The following is an 18,202-nucleotide window of genomic DNA, read 5'->3' on the forward strand; positions in this document are numbered from 1 at the left end:
TCGTGCGTAGTCCCGGAATTTTAATGCCTGACGGCGCTGGCCGGTAGCTCTCTGGTAAAATACTCGCCCGCGCCGGCCCTGCGTCGGCGCGATTGTTTTTGGATTCAGAGTCCTTGATCAGGTTTTTCGATCAGATTTTCCGACTCGGTTTCTCGACCCAAGATTCGTGTGCTCCTATTTGGAGCGCCACTTCGCCACTCTCTGACATTGACATGATTTCCACACTCCCCACCGACAAGATGGCCAATGCGATCCGCGCACTGGCGATGGACGCTGTTCAAAAAGCCAATTCCGGCCACCCAGGCATGCCGATGGGGATGGCGGAAATCGCGGTGGCCTTGTGGGCCAAGCATTATCGTCACAACCCGGCCAATCCGGGCTGGGCCAACCGCGACCGCTTCGTGCTGTCCAACGGCCACGGCTCGATGCTGCAATACGCACTGCTGCACCTGAGCGGCTACGATCTGACGATGGAAGACATCAAGGGCTTCCGTCAGTTGCATTCCAAGACCGCCGGTCACCCTGAAGTGCACATCACCCCGGGCGTGGAAACCACCACCGGTCCGCTGGGCCAGGGCGTGACCAACGCGGTCGGCATGGCGCTGGCTGAAAAGCTGCTGGCGGCCGAATTCAACAAGCCTGATCTGGCGGTGGTCGATCACTACACTTACGCCTTCGTCGGCGACGGCTGCCTGATGGAAGGCATCTCCCACGAAGCCTGCTCGCTGGCCGGCACATTGCGCCTGTCCAAGCTGATCGTGCTGTACGACGACAATGGCATCTCCATCGACGGCCACGTTGAAGGCTGGTTCAAGGACGACACCCCTAAGCGTTTCGAAGCCTACGGCTGGAACGTGATCCCGGCTGTCGACGGCCACAACGTGGAAGCTGTCAACGCTGCGATTCATCAGGCCAAGCTGGCCGACAAGCCGACTCTGATCTGCTGCCGTACCGTGATCGGCAAGGGGTCGCCGAATCTGGCCGGTACCGACAAGGTGCACGGCGCGGCACTGGGCGACAAGGAAATCGCCGCCGTGCGCGAAGCCCTGGGCTGGAGCTCGGCGCCGTTTGAAGTCCCGGCCGACGTGTATCAGGCATGGGATGCCAAGACCGCCGGCGCACAAGTCGAAGGCGAATGGAACAAGCTGTTCCAGGCCTACGCCGCCAAATATCCGACCGAAGCGGCAGAACTGAGCCGCCGCCTGAAGGGCGAACTGCCGGCCAACTTCGACGCGACCGTGGCCGCCTATATCGCCAGCACCGTCGACAAGAAGGAAAACATCGCTACCCGCAAGGCCAGCCAGAACGCAATTCAGGCCTACGCGCAAGCGCTGCCTGAATTCCTCGGCGGTTCAGCCGATCTGACCGGTTCGAATCTGACCAACTGGAAAGAATCGGTCGCCGTGCGCGTCGACCAGGCCGGCAATCACATCAATTACGGTGTGCGCGAATTCGGCATGAGCGCCATGATGAACGGTATCTCCCTGCACGGCGGCTACATTCCGTTCGGCGCGACTTTCCTGACCTTCTCCGACTACAGCCGCAATGCACTGCGCATGGCGGCGCTGATGAAGATCCGCGCGCTGTTCGTGTTCACCCACGACTCCATCGGTCTGGGCGAAGACGGCCCGACCCACCAGTCGGTGGAACACGTTTCCAGCCTGCGTCTGATTCCGAATCTGGACAACTGGCGTCCATGCGACACCACCGAAACCGCGGTGGCATGGGCCGAGTCGGTCAAGCGCAGCGATGGTCCGAGCACGCTGATTTTCTCGCGCCAGAATCTGCCGTATCAGGAGCGTACAGAAGCTCAGATCAAGGACATCGCGCGCGGCGGCTACGTGCTGCAGGACGTGGCGAATCCTAAGCTGGTGCTGATGGCGACCGGTTCCGAAATCGAACTGGCAGTCAAGGCGGCCGCCGAACTGACGCAGCAAGGCGTGGCCGTGCGCGTGGTGTCGATGCCGTCGACCGATGTGTTCGACCGCCAGGATGCAGCGTACAAGGCCGGCGTGCTGCCGCACGGCGTGCCGCGCATCGCGATCGAAGCCGGCGTCAGCGCCTTCTGGTACAAGTACGTCGGCCTGGAAGGCGACGTGGTCGGCATCGACACCTTCGGCGAATCGGCTCCGGCCGGCGTGCTGTTCAAACATTTCGGCTTCACCGTCGAAAATGTGGTGTCCAAGGCCAAGCTGCTGCTCGCTTGAGCGCGCCGCAGATTGAAGCAAATGGAACCTCAATGAACGCAGCATCGGTATCAGCGCAGTTGCCGGGCGACGCGCAAGTCGGCGAAGTCACCATCCGCCGCGCCCGCGTGTCGGATGCGCCGGCCATTTCCGGCGTGCGCATCGACAGCTGGCGCGCAACATATCGCGGCGTGTTTCCGGATGCTTATCTGGATGGAATGAAGGGCGATCAGAGCGTGCAGCTGTGGCAACGCGTGCTGGGTGCCTCCTCGGATGCGGCCTGCACTTACGTGGCCGTGGTCGAGGATGAAGTGGTTGGTTTTGCTTCCGGCATGACGCTGGCGGAAAGCCGTTTCGGTTGCGATGCCGAGCTGACCGGCATGTATTTGCTGCCGCACATCCAGCGGCGCGGCGTTGGCCGCAAGCTGCTGGCGCACGTGGCGGCGTCGCTCATCAACGCCGGCGCCACCGGTCTGCTGACCTGGGTGGTGTCGAAGAATCAGGGCGCACGGGATTTTTTCGGCGCCTTAGGTGCCGAAGAGCTGATCGAACAAAGCTTCCAGTGGGACGATGACACGGAAGTGGCTGAAACCGCATACGGTTGGCGCAAGCTGAAAGGCTAAGGCTGCAGGCGAGGGATGCCTGAGAGGACAGCGAGGGAAAGCGAGCCGCAAGAAGCTTGAGCACGAGATTGAAGATTCAGTTTTAACCCTAAGGAGAAGAGCATGACAATTCGCGTAGCAATCAATGGCTATGGCCGCATCGGCCGCAACATCCTGCGTGCCCATTACGAAGGCGGCAAGAAGCATGATATCGAAATCGTCGCCATCAACGATCTGGGCGATCCCAAGACCAATGCTCACCTGACCCAATACGACACCACCCACGGCAAGTTTCCTGGCACCGTGACTGTCGATGGCGACTCCATCGTCGTCAACGGCGACCGCATCAAGGTGCTGGCGCAACGCAATCCGGCAGAACTGCCGTGGGGCGAGCTGAAGGTCGACGTCGTGCTGGAATGCACCGGCTTCTTCACCACCAAGGAAAAGGCCAGCGCACACCTGAAGGGCGGCGCCAAGAAGGTCATCATCTCCGCACCGGGCGGCAAGGATGTGGACGCAACAGTGGTGTTCGGCGTCAACGACGGCGTGCTGAAGGCAACTGACACCGTGATCTCCAATGCATCGTGCACCACTAACTGCCTGGCGCCGCTGGTTCAGCCGCTGCACGAAAAGATCGGTCTGGTCAACGGCCTGATGACTACCGTTCACGCTTACACCAACGATCAGGTGCTGACCGACGTTTATCACGAAGATCTGCGTCGCGCGCGTTCGGCAACCCAGTCGATGATTCCGGCCAAGACCGGCGCTGCTTCCGCTGTCGGTCTGGTGCTGCCGGAACTGAACGGCAAGCTGGACGGTTTCGCCATCCGCGTGCCGACCATCAACGTATCGATCGTCGATCTGTCGTTCATCGCCGCACGCGACACCACGGTGGATGAAGTCAACGCCATCATGAAGGCCGCTGCTGACGCCGGCCCGCTGAAGGGCATCCTGACCTACAACACCGAGCCGCTGGTGTCGGTCGACTTCAACCACAATCCTGCATCGTCCAACTTCGACTCGACACTGACCAAGGTCTCCGGCCGTCTGGTCAAGGTTTCGTCCTGGTACGACAACGAGTGGGGCTTCTCCAACCGTATGCTGGACACCACCGTCGCACTGGTTTCGGCCAAGTAAGACGGACGCAGACATCTCCGGATGTTTGCCGACATTTGCGATTTCCGGCCGGATTCGGCTTCTTTTCATCGGATGGCATTCAAGTATTGCCGGTGAAAATAAGCTACCAGCCGGAAAAGCACCAAAGGCTGTTGCAAAACCTGGTTTTGCAATGGCCTTTTGTCTTTCCCGGCGCATGCAATTTAAATAACAATTCCGGACACCGGACCGATCCGCGCAGGCCGCGATCGCAGGCAGCCGAAGCGCCATGTGCCAGATCCAGACGATCCAGCGTGCATCCCGCCCTCAGGCCGACGCCAGACGATCAGTGCAGGCTTGCGCCGCCTTGGTCCGCGCTCCATCCGGCCATCGACCATTGAGGGATGCAATGTCATCAACGTCTTTCCAAGTGCGCACGCTGAATACGCTGAGTAAGCTGGCTCTGATTCTGGGTGTCAGCCTGTCGCTGAGCGCTTGCGACTACATCAGCAGTTTCAGCAAGCCCAAGCAGACCCCGGAAGAAGCGCGCGCCGAAGGCATCGCGCTGGGCGCCGGTTGCCGTCAGGCCGGGCAGACGCTGGAAGACTGCTATCAGCGCAATCCCGATGCACTGAAGGCAGGCATCTTCGCCGGCTGGAAAGACATGCACGAATACATGGCCGCCAAGAATATTCAGACCGTGACGCCGCCACCGCCACCGGTCAAGGAAGCCGAAGCACCCAAGGAGGCTTCCAAGGACGGCGCCAAGGATGAAAAGAGCAGTCGCTCGCGGGATCGCGAAAGCAGCCGCAGCCGTGACCGCGACCGTGACAGCAGCGCGTCGAAGGACGGCAAAGATAGTAAGGACAGCAAGGAAAGCAAAGACAGCTCCAGCGATCGCAGCAGTCGCGCCAGTCGCGATACCGCCAAGAATTATTGAGGCGATTTTGCGTAGCGTGCATGGTTTGCGGCCTGCGGCTGCAAGCTGATGCGCTCAGCAGAAAACATTCAAGGCCGGCGTTTGCCGGCCTTTTGATTTACATTCCCTTTGCAATTTTCTTCCAGAAACAATTCGATGCAGTAGAATTCGTGACTCGGGGGAAATATCCAGCCAGCCTGAATGCAGGCCAGCCATCTTGCTTGTCTGATTCCATGTGACCCAGCAATACGCGGGCCGCCGGACTGCCATCAGGCCATCGCTCACATTCACATCTCTGAATTCAATGGGCCGGCCATTCTTCAAGCGATCACTCCTCTGAATTCACGGCGTGCATCCGGGCATGGGATGGCGCCGGGTACGAGGCAACCGGCGCAGCTGCGCCGGATTTCAGATCATAAAGAGCGTGGCGCTTGCCGCGCCGTTAAGCAAAAAGAATGAACAAACCTTTGACATTGAAGCCGGAACTGGCTTCCGATCACGTGCCGGAAACCGCTTTCGGCATCTGGTTCCTGCAAACTCCCACCTGGTCGCTGCACGTGCTGGAGCGCGCCTTCAAGGATCTGGAACCGCTGATCGCGGATCGCAAGGCGTCCTATCCGGTGATCGCCGATGTCGGTTGCGGCTGGGGCCGCTCCATGAAAAAACTGCACGAGCGCTTCGCGCCGCAGCGCCTGATCGGCATGGACATCGACCAGGCCATGCTGGATGCCACCGCCAGGGAAGCCGAATTGGAAGGCCTCAAGGTCGAGCTGGTTCATTGCTCCAGCTCGCGCATGACGCTGGAAGACAACAGCGTCGATCTGCTGTTCTGCCATCAGACCTTTCATCATCTGGTCGAGCAGGAGCAGGCCATCCAGGAGTTTTTCCGCGTGCTCAAACCGGGCGGCATTCTGCTGTTTGCGGAATCGACCAAGCGCTACATCCATTCGTGGATCATCCGTCTGCTGTTCCGTCACCCCATGGAAGTACAGAAAACCGCCGAGGAATACCTGGCGCTGGTGCGCAGCGCCGGTTTTCAGGTCGACGCCAAGGCGATCTCCTATCCGTATCTGTGGTGGAGCCGCGAAGACCTCGGTCTGCTGGAGCGGGTGTTCAGGATCAAGCCCAGGGCCGAGCGCGAAGAGACGCTCATCAATCTGGTGGCGGTCAAGCCGATGCCAGCGGTGGCCTGAGCGCTTAAGCTCAAGGAATCCAAAAAAACAGCGCAGACGGATTATTCCGTCTGCGCTGTTTTTTCATGAGAGGGCGGTCTCCTGCCGTCAGTGATGCGCATTCAGTGCGCTTAGTCCGTTCCGTCCGCTCCGAAAATCTGGCTCCACAATCTGATCACGCAAGCCTTTTCCAGATCGACCAGGTTGCCGGCGATGTGCGCGCGCTCCGAACCTTGCAGGCGGATCTGGTGCTGCAATTTGCGGAAGCGGCGATAGGCGTCTGCGACTTCGGCGGCCAGCATGGAATCGATCAGGCCGAGCTGGCCGCTCAGCTTGAGCAGCGCGATGTTGCCGATGTCGGCAGTCAGTTGCGGATATTGCGGCGCGTAGCGCAGCACCAGATATTGCACCATGAACTCGATGTCGATCATGCCGCCGGCGTCCTGCTTGAGGTCGAACAGGCTGCTGCGGCTGGGGTGCGCCTCGCGCATGCGCTTGCGCATGTTCAGCACTTCTTCGCGCAGCTTGGCGGTATCTCGCTCCTGCGTCAGCACGCGCTCGCGCAGCGCTTCAAAACGCAGGCCGATGCTGGCATCGCCGGCGCAGAAACGGGCGCGCGTCAGGGCCTGGTGCTCCCACATCCAGGCTGAATTCAGCTGGTATTTTTCAAAGGTGCTGAAGGGCGACACCAGCAAGCCGCTGGCGCCGTCCGGGCGCAGCGCGACGTCGATGTCGAACAGCGTGCCGGCCGGGGTGTGGCTGGTCATCCAGGTGATGAAGCGCTGCGCCAGCTTGGCGTACAGCGGAGGGGCATCCTGATCTTCATCGTCGTACAGGAACACCACGTCCAGATCCGACACGTAACCCAGCTCCTTGCCGCCCAGTTTGCCGTAGGCGATCACCGCAAACAGCGGTGTTTCGCGATGGCGGTTGGTCACGGTCTGCCACACCGCCTTTACGGTGATGTCGACCAGCATGTCGGCCAGCGCCGACAGCTCATCGGCCAGCCGCTCGACCGACAATTCGCCTTCCAGATCCTGCGCCAGCAGGCGGAACAGTTGCGCGTGATGCATCTCGCGCAGGATGTCCATCTGGCGTTCGGTATCGCCCGGCACGGTATCGAGCTGGCGCTGGCAATCCTGAACGAAGGCCTGCCAGTCCGGCGCCGCTTTAAGATTACGGTCGTCCAGCAATTCGTCCAGCAGGATAGGATGCTGGGTCAGGTATTTGGCGGCCCAGTCGCTGGCTGCGATCATGCGGATCAGGCGCGCCAGCGCCTGCGGAAACTCTGTCAGCAGCGCCAGATAGGCGGCGCGGCGGGCGATGGCTTCGAGAAAATCCAGCAGCCGGCCCAGCGTCGCGAGACGGTCTTCCTTCTGCGCGGCGATCAGCGGCAGAGCGGCATTGATCAATGCCGTCAGCCGCGTGCGGCTTTGCTCCGGCAGCGATTGCAGGCGCGGCGACTGGCGCGTCATCTGCAAACGTTTGGCGGCTTCGTTCAGCTCGTCGTCGGCGTAGCCCAGCGTCTGCAGGGTTTCGGTGATCGATTCGAGATTGTCGTCCTCGCTCAGGCCGGGCAATTCGGCGGTACTGTTTTCTTCATTGCCGTCGCCGCTGCCATTTCCGTTTCCATTGCCGTTTTGCTTGTCGCTGAAGATGGCGTCGAACTGTCCGGCCACGATGCGGCGATGCCGCTCCAGCTCGCGCAGCAGCCCGTCCAGGTCCGGATAGCCCATCATCTGCGCCACCAGCAGCTGGTCGGACGGATTGACCGGCAGGGTATGCGTTTGCGCGTCTTCCAGATATTGCAGACGGTGTTCCAGATCGCGCAGGAATACATAGGCCGCCAGCAATTGCTCCACCACTTCAGGCTCCAGCAGATTCTTTTCCGCCAGCGTGCGCAGCGTGGCGCGCGTCGAGCGGTCGCGCAACTCCGGATCGCGGCCGCCGCGGATCAGCTGGAACACCTGGCTGGTGAATTCGATCTCGCGGATGCCGCCGCGTCCCAGCTTGACGTTGTTGCTGCGGTCGGGGTGCAGCGACTCCTGGCGTTTGACCTCGGCGCGGATCTGGCCGTGCATGGAACGCAGGGCGTCGATGGAGCCGAAATCCAGATAGCGGCGATAGATGAAGGGCCGGCTGATGGCTTCCAGCGCTTCGATGTCCTGGGCCTCGCCGGTCAGTGCACGAGCCTTGGTCCAGGCGTAGCGCTCCCATTCGCGGCCCTGCCGGATCAGGTATTCCTCCACCATGTTGAGGCTGGCCACCAGCGGGCCGGAGCCGCCGTTGGGGCGCAGCGCCATGTCGACGCGGAAGGTGAAGCCGTCTTCGGTGATTTCCGACAGCGCCGCGATCAGCTTCTTGCCGAGGCGGATGAAGAATTCATGATTGGACAGCGATTTCTGACCGTCGCCGGCGCGGGTATCGCCGTCCTCCGGATAGACGAAGATCAGGTCGATGTCGGACGATACATTCAGTTCGCCGCCGCCCAGCTTGCCCATGCCCAGCACGATCATGTGCTGTTCGCGGCCGGATTCTTCGCCGATGGGCATGCCGAACAGGGCCGTCATCTCCTGCATCAAAGCAGCCAGATGGGTCTGCACCGCGAAGTCGGCGAACTCGCTCATGGTGCTGACGACTTCATTCAGATCGGCGCGTCCGTTCAGATCGCGCTCGATCAGCGTGCATACCGCCAGATTGCGCAGACGGCGCATGGCGGCATTGAGGGTCAGCCCTGCCGCCAGACTCTGTTGCAGGCGCTCTTCAAAGAAGGTGCGCGACATGGCGGCGTCGGCGCAAGCCCCGATCAGCGCTGCGCGTGTGGTATCCGCGTTCACCCAACGTGTAAAAAATCGTGAAGCGCTGCTGCTGACGAGGGAGGTGCCGGTAGAGTTGCTCATGGTTGCCATGCGGGAAGATAAACCTTGAATTGTCGTGTACGGGGAGATCTGTATTTGCGCCAACGGTCTGAACTCTGGGGCGATTCGCGCTGTCCGTCTTGTGGTCTCTGCTTGATCTTGTGAATGTTGAGGCCTGAACCCGAGCACCGTCTGAGCGCTGGCGGAGAGACTGTTCAGACATCCCCCGCCGATATACTTGAGAGATACTTGTTAACTGCCTCAAAGTTTCCATGCGATCATGTGCGCTTGTCCGATTTATTCTACCTTGAGTTGTCACTCTTACCCTGATGTCCCCAGACCAACACCACGCCACACCACCAACTGGCCGCCTGGCCAAATGCTGGCGAATCGTGCGGGTCAGCTACCGTCGACTCAACCGCGCCACCTTTCATGTGCTTGGCTTTACGCTGAAGCTGCTGCTGGCCGCCTATTTCATTTTTTGCGTGCTGTTTCTGGCGCTGCGTTACGCCGTGCTGCCGGAAGTGGCGCGCTACAAGCCCGAAATCGAAAAGCTGGCCTCGAAGGCGGTCGGCCGCACAGTCGCCATTCAAGGTATCGAAGCCTCCTGGAGCGGACTCAGACCGCAGCTGGCGCTGACCAATGTCACCATCCGTGATGAAGGCCGTCAGGCCGAACTGACCTTGCCGGACGTGCAGGCCACGCTGTCCTGGACCTCCATCCTGGCCGCCGGCCTGCGGCTGGAAAATCTGACCATCAATCATGCCGATCTGGCGATCCGGCGCGACGCCGCCGGCAAGCTCTACGTGGCCGGGATTCCGGTGCCGGACAGCAAGGAGCACGGCGGCGCCCAATGGGTGCTGTCGCAACGCGAAATCGTGATCCGCAACGGCAAGCTGCGCTGGCTGGACGAGCAGCGCAATGCGCCCGAGCTGGCGCTGGACGACGTCAATCTGGTGCTGCACAACCAATGGCTGCAGCACAAGCTGGCGCTGAAGGCGACGCCGCCGCTCAGTTACGCCGCGCCGCTCGACGTGCGCGCCGACTTCAGCCACCCGGCGTTCGCGTCCAACATCGCCGACGTGTCGCGCTGGAAGGGCATGCTGTATGCCGATCTGCGCAATACCGATCTGGCGGTGTGGCGCGCGTTTGTCGATTACCCGATCGAGATCACCCAGGGCAGCGGCTCGGTGCGCGCCTGGCTGACGCTGGACCGCGCCAAGATCGCCAATTTCACGGCCGATCTGGCGTTGCAGAATTTTTCGGCGCGGCTGAGCAAGAAGCTGGAGCCGCTCAGTCTGCGACGCGTGGATGGCCGGATCTCGGCCAGCGAGAGTCTCGGGCCGACGCCGGAAGACGGCGTGCCGACCTTTGGCGCCAATGGCCACAAGGTGACTTTGAATAATTTCTCGGTGGAAACCGAAGACGGCTTCCAGTTGCCGCCCACCTCCATCAGCGAAGTCTACGAACCCGCGACCCGTCTGCATGCCGAAAAGATGAGCGTGCAAGCCAGCGTGCTGGATCTGGCCGCCTTGTCGCAGATGGCGGCGCGTTTGCCGCTATCGCCGTCGCAGCGGCAATTGCTGAGCGACCTCGACCCGCGCGGCCGCCTGCAAGACTTCACCATGCAATGGCAGGGCACTTATCCCGATGTGGATTCCTTTCAGGTGCGCGGCAAGTTTTCCGGGCTCGGCCTGAAGCCGCAGGCGCGCCATGTCGAAACCCGCAAGACGACGCCTTTGCAGACTTCGCAGGTGTTCTGGCCCGCGACCCCCGGTTTCGATAATCTCAACGGCCAGATCGACGCCACGGAAAAAGGCGGCACGCTGAGTCTGGCCTCGACCCATGTCAGCATCCAGCCGCCGCTGCAGTCGGTCATGCCGGTCATGCCCTTCGACAAGCTCAATCTGCGCGCGCACTGGGCGCTGCAGAAAGATCAGACCATGCTGTTTCAGGTGGACGACATGGACTTTGCCCAGGCGGGCGTAGCCGGTCGCCTCAGCGGCACCCACATCATGCCGCTCAACGGCAAGTCGGCCGGCGTGATCGATATCAACGCCCGGATCAGCGAATTCGACGTCAAGACCATGGCGCGCTATCTGCCTCTGAACATGGCGCCGCCGCTGCATAACTGGCTGACCAAGGGGCTGATGGACGGCACCGTGCGCGATGCCCAGATCGTGGTCAAGGGCGCGCTCGCCGACTTTCCGTTTCACACCAGCAAGCCGGGAGACAAGCCCAAAGGCCAGTTCAGCGTCAGCGGCAAGTTCGATGGCCTGAAAGTGAATTACACCCCAGGGCATCTCAACAAGGAAGGCCGGGAGCCGGAATGGCCGTTGCTGGAAGAAGGCCGCGGCCAGCTGCTGATCGACCGCACCCGACTTGAAATTCACGCTGACACCGCCAAAACCCGTGGCGCGACGCTGACCGATGTGAAGGCGGTGGTGCCCGATTTGCTGGCGGCCGATTCCGTGCTGGAAATCGACGGCAATGCGGCCGCGCCGATGCAGACCTTGCTGAACTACCTCAACGACAGCCCGGTGGCGCGCTGGATCGGCAACGCCACCGAGCAGACCACCTCCAGCGGCAACGGCAAACTGCAGCTGAAGTTCCAGATGCCCTTGCATCACGCCATCGACACCAAGGCCGAAGGCGCGCTGCTGTTCACCAATAACGACGTCGATCTGATGCCGACGTTGCCGGTCATGTATCGCACCAACGGCAAGCTGGAGTTCAATGAAAAGGGTTTCACCCTGAACGGCATCAGGGGCCAGTTCCTGGGTGACAACGTGGCGGTCACGGGCGGTACGCAACACGACGGCAGTACCCAGGTCAAGCTGGAAGGCATGGTCGCCATCGACGGTCTGCGCAAGTCCTACACCGAGCCGATGATGCAGCGCCTGCTGGCGCACGTCAGCGGCAGCGCGCGCTACACGGCGTCGGTGATCGTGCGTCAGCACCGGCCGGAGGTGATCGTCGAATCCAACCTGCTCGGTCTCGGCATGAATTTCCCGACGCCGCTGGTGAAGGCGGCGAATGAAAGCATGCCGCTGCGTTTCGAGCTGCAGACGCAGGCTTCCAACGATGCGCTGGTGCAGCGCGATGAGGTTAAATTTGCGCTGGGCCAGTTGCTCGCCAGCCGTTATGTGCGTCAGCGCGTGGCATCCAAATCGGATGAATGGCAAGTGTTGAGCGGCGGCATCGGCCTCGGCCAGCCTGCACCGCAACCGGCCAGCGGACTGGCCGTGCAGATCGGTGGACGTGCGCTGAATCTGGACGAGTGGCTCAGTTTCAAGACCGAAATCAAGGGCGGCAAGTCTGCCACGCAGTCGGGTGAAACGGCAGGCGGCAAGCCCGGGATTCGGGCATCGGGTGTCGATCTGGACCAGTATCTGGAGCCCGATTCGGTGAGCGTGCGCGTGCCTGAAGTCACGCTCAAGGGCAGCAGGATCGGCAATGTGAATCTGAATGCCGTGCATCGCGAGAACGTCTGGCAGATCAATCTCGATTCCGATCAGGCCAGCGGCAACATTACCTGGAACGAGTCGCGCAGCGGTCGCGGCGCCGGGCGTCTGAATGCGCGCCTGAGCCGACTGGTGATCCAGAAGGGCAGCGTCGCCGATACCTCCGGCGATAGCGCGGACAAGAGCAGTACCGATAACGACAACGGCGATGCGCAGATCCCGGCGCTGGACATCATGGCCGACGACTTCCAGCTGTTCGGCAAGAAACTCGGCAAGCTGGAACTGAATGCCAACAATGTGCGCGTCAGCGTAGGGCGCGAATGGCGCATCAACCGGCTGACGCTGAGCAACGAAGACGCCGAGTTCCGCGCCGCCGGCAACTGGATGAGCTTCGGTAAGAGTAACGACACCAACATGACCTATGCGCTCGACGTGCATGATGCCGGCAAGCTGCTGGAACGTTTCGGCTTCCACGGCGTGGTGCGCAGCGGCGCGGGTAAGCTGGACGGCGACATCAGCTGGAAGGGCGCGCCGTTTCAACTGGACATTCCGAGCCTGAGCGGGCAGGTGCATGTGGACATGCATGGCGGCCAGTTCCTGAAGGTGGAGCCGGGCGCCGCCAAACTGCTGGGCGTGCTCAATCTGCAGGCCTTGCCGCGTCGCCTGGCGCTGGATTTCCGCGATGTGTTTTCAGAGGGGTTTGCCTTCGACAACATCGTCGGCACCGCGGCGATTGCGCAAGGCGTGGCGACCACCGACAATCTGAAGATGACCGGCGTTACGGCCTCGGTACTGATGAACGGTTCGGCCAATATCGCCAGGGAAACGCAGGATCTGCATCTGGTGGTGATTCCGGAAATCAATCTCGGCACCGCGTCGGTGGTGGCGATGGCGATCAATCCGGTGGTCGGCGTCGGCACCTTGCTGGCGCAATTGTTCCTGCGCAATCCGGTGATGAAATCGCTGACCTTCGAATACAAGGTCAGCGGCTCCTGGAGCGACCCGGTGGTGGTCAAGCAGGAGCACAAGACCGACGGCACCACCGCGCCGAAAACCGGCAGCGATGCCGCCGCGAATGCCATGCCGGCCGCCGCTACGCATTGATTGCTGCATGCCTGTGCATCTTTGCGGGCAGAGGTTTATGCTTGCTCTTTCGCGGGCGGGAGCCGCAGCAGTATCTTGACCACCATTGAAGATGCATGGCGCAGGCTGGAGTCCAGGGCCCTGTGCCGGGGAGAAACGACATGAGCGAGACATTCAAAGTAGCCGCGGTGCAGATGGTATCGACGCCCGATGTGGCGCAGAATTTCGAGGCAGCAGCGCGCCAGGTGGCAGCCGCAGCGGAGCAGGGCGCCAGGCTGGTTCTGCTGCCGGAATACTGGCCCATCATGGGCATGCACGAGCGCGACAAGATGGCGCATGCCGAGCAGAACGGTCAGGGCCGGATTCAGGATTTCATGGCCGGTCTGGCCGAGCGCCATCAGTTGTGGCTGATCGGCGGCACCTTGCCGATGGTGGCGCGCGAAGAGGGCAAGGTGCTCAATACTTCGCTGGTCTACGATCCGTCCGGCAAGCAGGCGGCGCGCTATGACAAGATCCATCTGTTCAGCTTCGTCAAGGGCGAGGAGTCGTATAACGAAGCGCGCACCATCGAATACGGCGACACGGTGCAGACCTTTGAGGCGCCTTTCGGCAAGGTCGGTTTGTCGGTCTGCTACGACCTGCGTTTTCCCGAGCTGTATCGGGCCATGGGCGACTGCGCGCTGATCGTGATGCCGGCGGCATTTACCTATACTACCGGCAACGCCCACTGGGAAACCCTGCTGCGCGCGCGCGCCATCGAGAACCAGTGTTACCTGCTGGCGTCGGCGCAAGGCGGCAAGCACGTCAACGGTCGCCGCACCTGGGGGCACAGCATGCTGATTGATCCCTGGGGCGAGATTGTGTCGGTGCTGCCGGAGGGCGAAGGCCTTGTTATCGGCGATATTGACCCCCATCGTCTACAATACGTACGAGATAGCTTGCCGGCATTGCGCCATCGCAAGCTTTAAATGTTGATTAAAGTACCCCTTATGAAATTATTTGAGCCCAATCTGAGTGCCCTGAGCGTCGCGCGCGACGTGCTGTTGACCCCGTTCGGCCTGGATGAGTCCAAGCTCCTGAAAACGCTGGGCAGCATGTTCACGCACAAGGTCGATTACGCCGACCTGTATTTTCAGTTCACCAAGAGCGAGGGCTGGAGCCTGGAAGAGGGCATCGTCAAGACCGGCAGCTTCTCGATCGACCAGGGCGTCGGCGTGCGCGCGGTGTCGGGCGACAAGACCGCCTTTTCCTACTCCGACGAAATCTCCGAGAGCGCCTTGCTGGATGCGGCTGCGGCGACCCGCACCATCGCCCGTCAGGGCGCCGGCAAGATCAAGGTGGCCGGCACGATACAGCCTAGCGGCGGCCGCTCGCTGTATCTGCCGCACGATCCGCTGGTGTCGCTGGACGCCACGGCCAAGGTCAATCTGCTGGAACGCGTAGAGCGCATCGCCCGCGCCAAGGATCCACGTGTGGTGCAAGTCATGGCCAGTCTGTCCGGCGAATACGATGTGGTGCTGGTGGCGCGCAGCGACGGCGTGCTCGCGGCTGATATCCGCCCGCTGGTGCGCGTGTCCGTGACGGTGATTGCCGAACAGAACGGCCGTCGTGAAATGGGCAGCAGCGGCGGCGGCGGTCGTTACAGCTATGCTTACTTCACCGATCAGCTGCTGGAAAAATATGCCTCGGAAGCGGTCTCCACCGCGCTGGTGAATCTGGACGCGCGTCCGGCACCGGCCGGTCCGATGACGGTAGTGCTCGGCCCCGGCTGGCCCGGCATCCTGCTGCATGAAGCCATCGGCCACGGTCTGGAAGGCGACTTCAATCGCAAGGGCTCCAGCACCTTCTCCGGCCGTATCGGCGAACGCGTGGCCGCCAAGGGCGTGACCGTGGTCGACGACGGCACCATCGCCGATCGTCGCGGCTCGCTCAACATCGATGACGAAGGCAATCCGACCCAGTGCACCACGCTGATCGAAGACGGCATTCTCAAGGGCTACATCCAGGACACCATGAATGCGCGTCTGATGAAGATGCCGGTGACCGGCAACGCCCGTCGTGAGTCGTTCGCGCATCTGCCGATGCCGCGTATGACCAACACCTACATGCTGGCCGGCGACAAAGACCCGGCGGAAATTCTGGCCTCGGTGAAGAACGGTTTGTACGCGGTCAATTTCGGCGGCGGTCAGGTCGATATCACCAACGGCAAGTTCGTGTTCTCGGCCAGCGAAGCCTACATGATCGAAGACGGCAAGATCACCTACCCGGTGAAGGGCGCGACGCTGATCGGCAACGGTCCGGATGTGCTGAACCGCGTCTCGCTGATCGGCAACGATATGCAGCTGGATTCCGGCGTCGGCGTGTGCGGCAAGGAAGGGCAGAGCGTGCCGGTGGGCGTCGGCCAGCCGACTTTGCGTCTGGATGGCGTGACCGTAGGCGGAACAGGCTGATCGGGCCTGAGCTTTATTCCATGCCGACTTGCTGAAGAGCTGATCCCGCCAAGCGGGGTTTTATCCGGAAAGAAAGCAAGATTGAAAAGCCGCTGCGCAATCAGCGGCTTTTTTCATTTTGCGGGAATCTAGAGCGCATGAAAGCGATGAAACGGGCCCGGTTTGCACATATTTTGAGATCATGAGCGCCATCACATCCGTCATTTCCTGGCCACTGACATGCATGCCTCAAGATTTTTTATTGTATTTATTGCCTTTAAATTTAATAAAATGCACAAATAATTAATTTTAATCATATTTAATGGCTGTTTTGTGAGTTATTTCGAAATATCGCCAAACTGCTGAGCCAGCTTGCCAAAGCCCGTTATTTGTAGCACTATGAGCGCTCGTCAAATTTAACCATGACAGCAGACATGTCTTTTACCGCTTACTTTTTCTACTTTTACTTTAGCTATTCCAGCCCAACGGCGGTGAAAAGCGGTAAGCGTTCGTAAAAGCAAAAACCGAATTTCTAAAAAACCGCCAGTGATGGCGGTTTTTTTTTGTCGATTACCAAAATAGCAATCAGGAGAAAAAATGCCGCGCACCGACGATCTACGCATCCGAGAAATGAAAGAACTGATTCCCCCGTCGCATTTGATCCGCGAATTTGCCTGCACTGAAAAAGTCGAAAGCACCACCGCCGAATGCCGTACCGCGCTGCATCGCATTCTTCACGGTCAGGATGACCGCCTGATGGTGGTGATCGGCCCCTGTTCGATTCACGATACCAAGGCCGCGATGGAATATGCGCGCCGCCTGGTGGTCGAGCGTGAGCGCCTGAAGGGCGAGCTGGAAATCGTCATGCGCGTCTACTTCGAAAAGCCGCGTACCACGGTTGGCTGGAAGGGCCTGATCAACGATCCTTACATGGACAACAGCTTCCGCATCAACGACGGTCTGCGCGCCGCGCGTGAACTGCTGCTCAACATCAACGACCTCGGTCTGCCGGCCGGCACCGAATTCCTCGACGTGATCAGCCCGCAATACATCGCCGACCTGATCAGCTGGGGCGCGATCGGCGCCCGCACCACCGAATCGCAAGTGCACCGCGAACTGGCTTCAGGTTTGTCCTGCCCGGTCGGTTTCAAGAACGGCACCGACGGCAACGTCAAGATCGCGGTCGATGCGATCAAGGCCGCTTCGCAGCCGCACCACTTCCTGTCGGTGACCAAGGGCGGCCACTCGGCCATCGTCTCCACCGCCGGTAATGAAGACTGCCACATCATCTTGCGCGGCGGCAAGGCGCCGAACTACGATGCTGCCAGCGTCGATGCGGCTTGCCAGGATATTGCCAAGAGCGGCCTGGCTGCGCGCCTGATGATTGATGCTTCGCATGCCAACAGCTCGAAGAAGCCTGAAAACCAGATCCCGGTCTGCGGCGATATCGGTGCTCAGGTCGCGGCGGGGGATACCCGCATCGTCGGCGTGATGGTGGAATCGAACCTGGTGGCAGGTCGTCAGGATCTGGTGCCGGGCAAGGAGCTGACCTACGGCCAGTCGGTCACCGACGGTTGCATCAACTGGGAAGAAAGCCTGGGCGTATTGCAAGGTCTGGCCGATGCGGTCAAGCAGCGTCGTCTGGTCGGCGACAAAGAGTGAGCCTTGCTGCAGTTTTAAACTGATGCAGGAGAGGGGCGGGAAGAGATTCTTTTCCCCCATAAAAAACGCCGGCATTTGCCGGCGTTTTTTTGTCCTGACGCAATCGGAATCAGTCGCGGAAGTTGTTGAACTCCAGCGGCAGATCCTTGATTTCCTTGCGCAGCATCGCCATCGCGGCTTGCAGGTCGTCGCGCTTGGCGCCGGTGATACGCACGGCGTCGCCCTGAATGCTGGCTTGCACTTTCATCTTGCTGTCCTTGACGACACGCACGATCTTCTTCGCGTCTTCGGTCTCGATGCCGTTCTTGACCTTGATCACCTGCTTGACCTTGTCGCCGCCGATTTTTTCAATCTTGCCGTGATCCAGGAAGCGCACGTCGACGTTGCGCTTGGTCATCTTGTTGGTCAGTACATCGCGCACCTGGCCGAGCTGGAATTCGGAGTCGGCATAGGCGGTCAGATCGCGTTCCTTCTGTTCGACGCGGGCGTCGCTGCCCTTGAAGTCGAAACGGGTGGTGATTTCCTTGTTGGCCTGATCGACGGCATTCTTCACTTCCACCAGATTGGCTTCGGAGACGGTATCAAATGAGGGCATGGCGGTTTCCTTTATTCTTGCGCGCTGTGCAATCACAGCATCCAGGGCGTGATTTTAACGGACTGCGGCGGACCCGGCTATTGCTTGTTCTCTGACAGCGGCCCGGCAGCACGGCATGACATGCAGCGTGCTGCGGG

11 protein-coding genes are annotated in these 18,202 nt (G+C 60.7%); 9 read left to right on the top strand and 2 right to left on the bottom strand.

The window, feature by feature from the left end:
* Positions 1-212: 212 nt before the first annotated feature.
* The 5 genes from tkt to PQR62_RS14500 all read left to right on the top strand — a co-directional run bounded on the left by tkt (position 213) and on the right by PQR62_RS14500 (position 5,995).
* Positions 213-2,207 (top strand): transketolase, encoded by a 1,995-nt coding sequence (gene tkt / locus PQR62_RS14480; protein ID WP_408158669.1) that lies wholly within the window; start codon positions 213-215, stop codon positions 2,205-2,207.
* A gap of 32 nt (positions 2,208-2,239) precedes the next feature.
* A complete protein-coding gene (locus tag PQR62_RS14485) occupies positions 2,240-2,809 on the top strand; it encodes a GNAT family N-acetyltransferase (protein WP_408158670.1) in 570 nt (189 codons plus the stop codon).
* Between the two features lie 102 nt (positions 2,810-2,911).
* The gene (gene gap / locus PQR62_RS14490; protein ID WP_408158671.1) at positions 2,912-3,925 is read left to right on the top strand and encodes a type I glyceraldehyde-3-phosphate dehydrogenase; all 1,014 of its coding nucleotides are present in this window, start codon (positions 2,912-2,914) and stop codon (positions 3,923-3,925) included.
* 367 nt (positions 3,926-4,292) lie between these two features.
* Entirely contained in the window at positions 4,293-4,823 is a 531-nt protein-coding gene (locus PQR62_RS14495) for a hypothetical protein (protein WP_408158672.1), read from the top strand.
* Between the two features lie 434 nt (positions 4,824-5,257).
* Positions 5,258-5,995 (top strand): class I SAM-dependent methyltransferase, encoded by a 738-nt coding sequence (locus tag PQR62_RS14500; protein ID WP_408158673.1) that lies wholly within the window; start codon positions 5,258-5,260, stop codon positions 5,993-5,995.
* Positions 5,996-6,105: 110 nt separating this feature from the next.
* On the opposite strand, the gene glnE is transcribed toward PQR62_RS14500, so the two are convergent.
* A complete protein-coding gene (gene glnE, locus PQR62_RS14505; protein ID WP_408158674.1) occupies positions 6,106-8,874 on the bottom strand; it encodes a bifunctional [glutamate--ammonia ligase]-adenylyl-L-tyrosine phosphorylase/[glutamate--ammonia-ligase] adenylyltransferase in 2,769 nt (922 codons plus the stop codon).
* 287 nt (positions 8,875-9,161) lie between these two features.
* Between glnE and PQR62_RS14510 the strand changes: the two genes are divergently transcribed.
* The 4 genes from PQR62_RS14510 to aroG all read left to right on the top strand — a co-directional run bounded on the left by PQR62_RS14510 (position 9,162) and on the right by aroG (position 17,470).
* Positions 9,162-13,400 (top strand): YhdP family protein, encoded by a 4,239-nt coding sequence (locus PQR62_RS14510; RefSeq protein WP_408158675.1) that lies wholly within the window; start codon positions 9,162-9,164, stop codon positions 13,398-13,400.
* Positions 13,401-13,540: 140 nt separating this feature from the next.
* Positions 13,541-14,347, top strand: coding sequence for a carbon-nitrogen hydrolase family protein (locus tag PQR62_RS14515; RefSeq protein WP_408158676.1), 807 nt, complete (start codon positions 13,541-13,543; stop codon positions 14,345-14,347).
* A gap of 21 nt (positions 14,348-14,368) precedes the next feature.
* Positions 14,369-15,829: a metalloprotease TldD gene (gene tldD / locus PQR62_RS14520; protein WP_408158677.1), complete on the top strand. Its 1,461-nt coding sequence runs from the start codon at positions 14,369-14,371 to the stop codon at positions 15,827-15,829.
* A 576-nt stretch (positions 15,830-16,405) separates the two neighbouring features.
* Positions 16,406-17,470 (top strand): 3-deoxy-7-phosphoheptulonate synthase AroG, encoded by a 1,065-nt coding sequence (gene aroG, locus PQR62_RS14525; RefSeq protein WP_408158678.1) that lies wholly within the window; start codon positions 16,406-16,408, stop codon positions 17,468-17,470.
* 109 nt (positions 17,471-17,579) lie between these two features.
* Here the strand turns inward: aroG and PQR62_RS14530 are convergent, their stop codons facing one another.
* On the bottom strand, positions 17,580-18,065 hold the full coding sequence (locus PQR62_RS14530; protein WP_050461239.1) for a YajQ family cyclic di-GMP-binding protein: 486 nt from the start codon (positions 18,063-18,065) through the stop codon (positions 17,580-17,582).
* Positions 18,066-18,202: the final 137 nt, after the last annotated feature.

Source organism: Herbaspirillum lusitanum (assembly GCF_046025995.1).
Taxonomy (GTDB): domain Bacteria; phylum Pseudomonadota; class Gammaproteobacteria; order Burkholderiales; family Burkholderiaceae_D; genus Herbaspirillum; species Herbaspirillum lusitanum_A.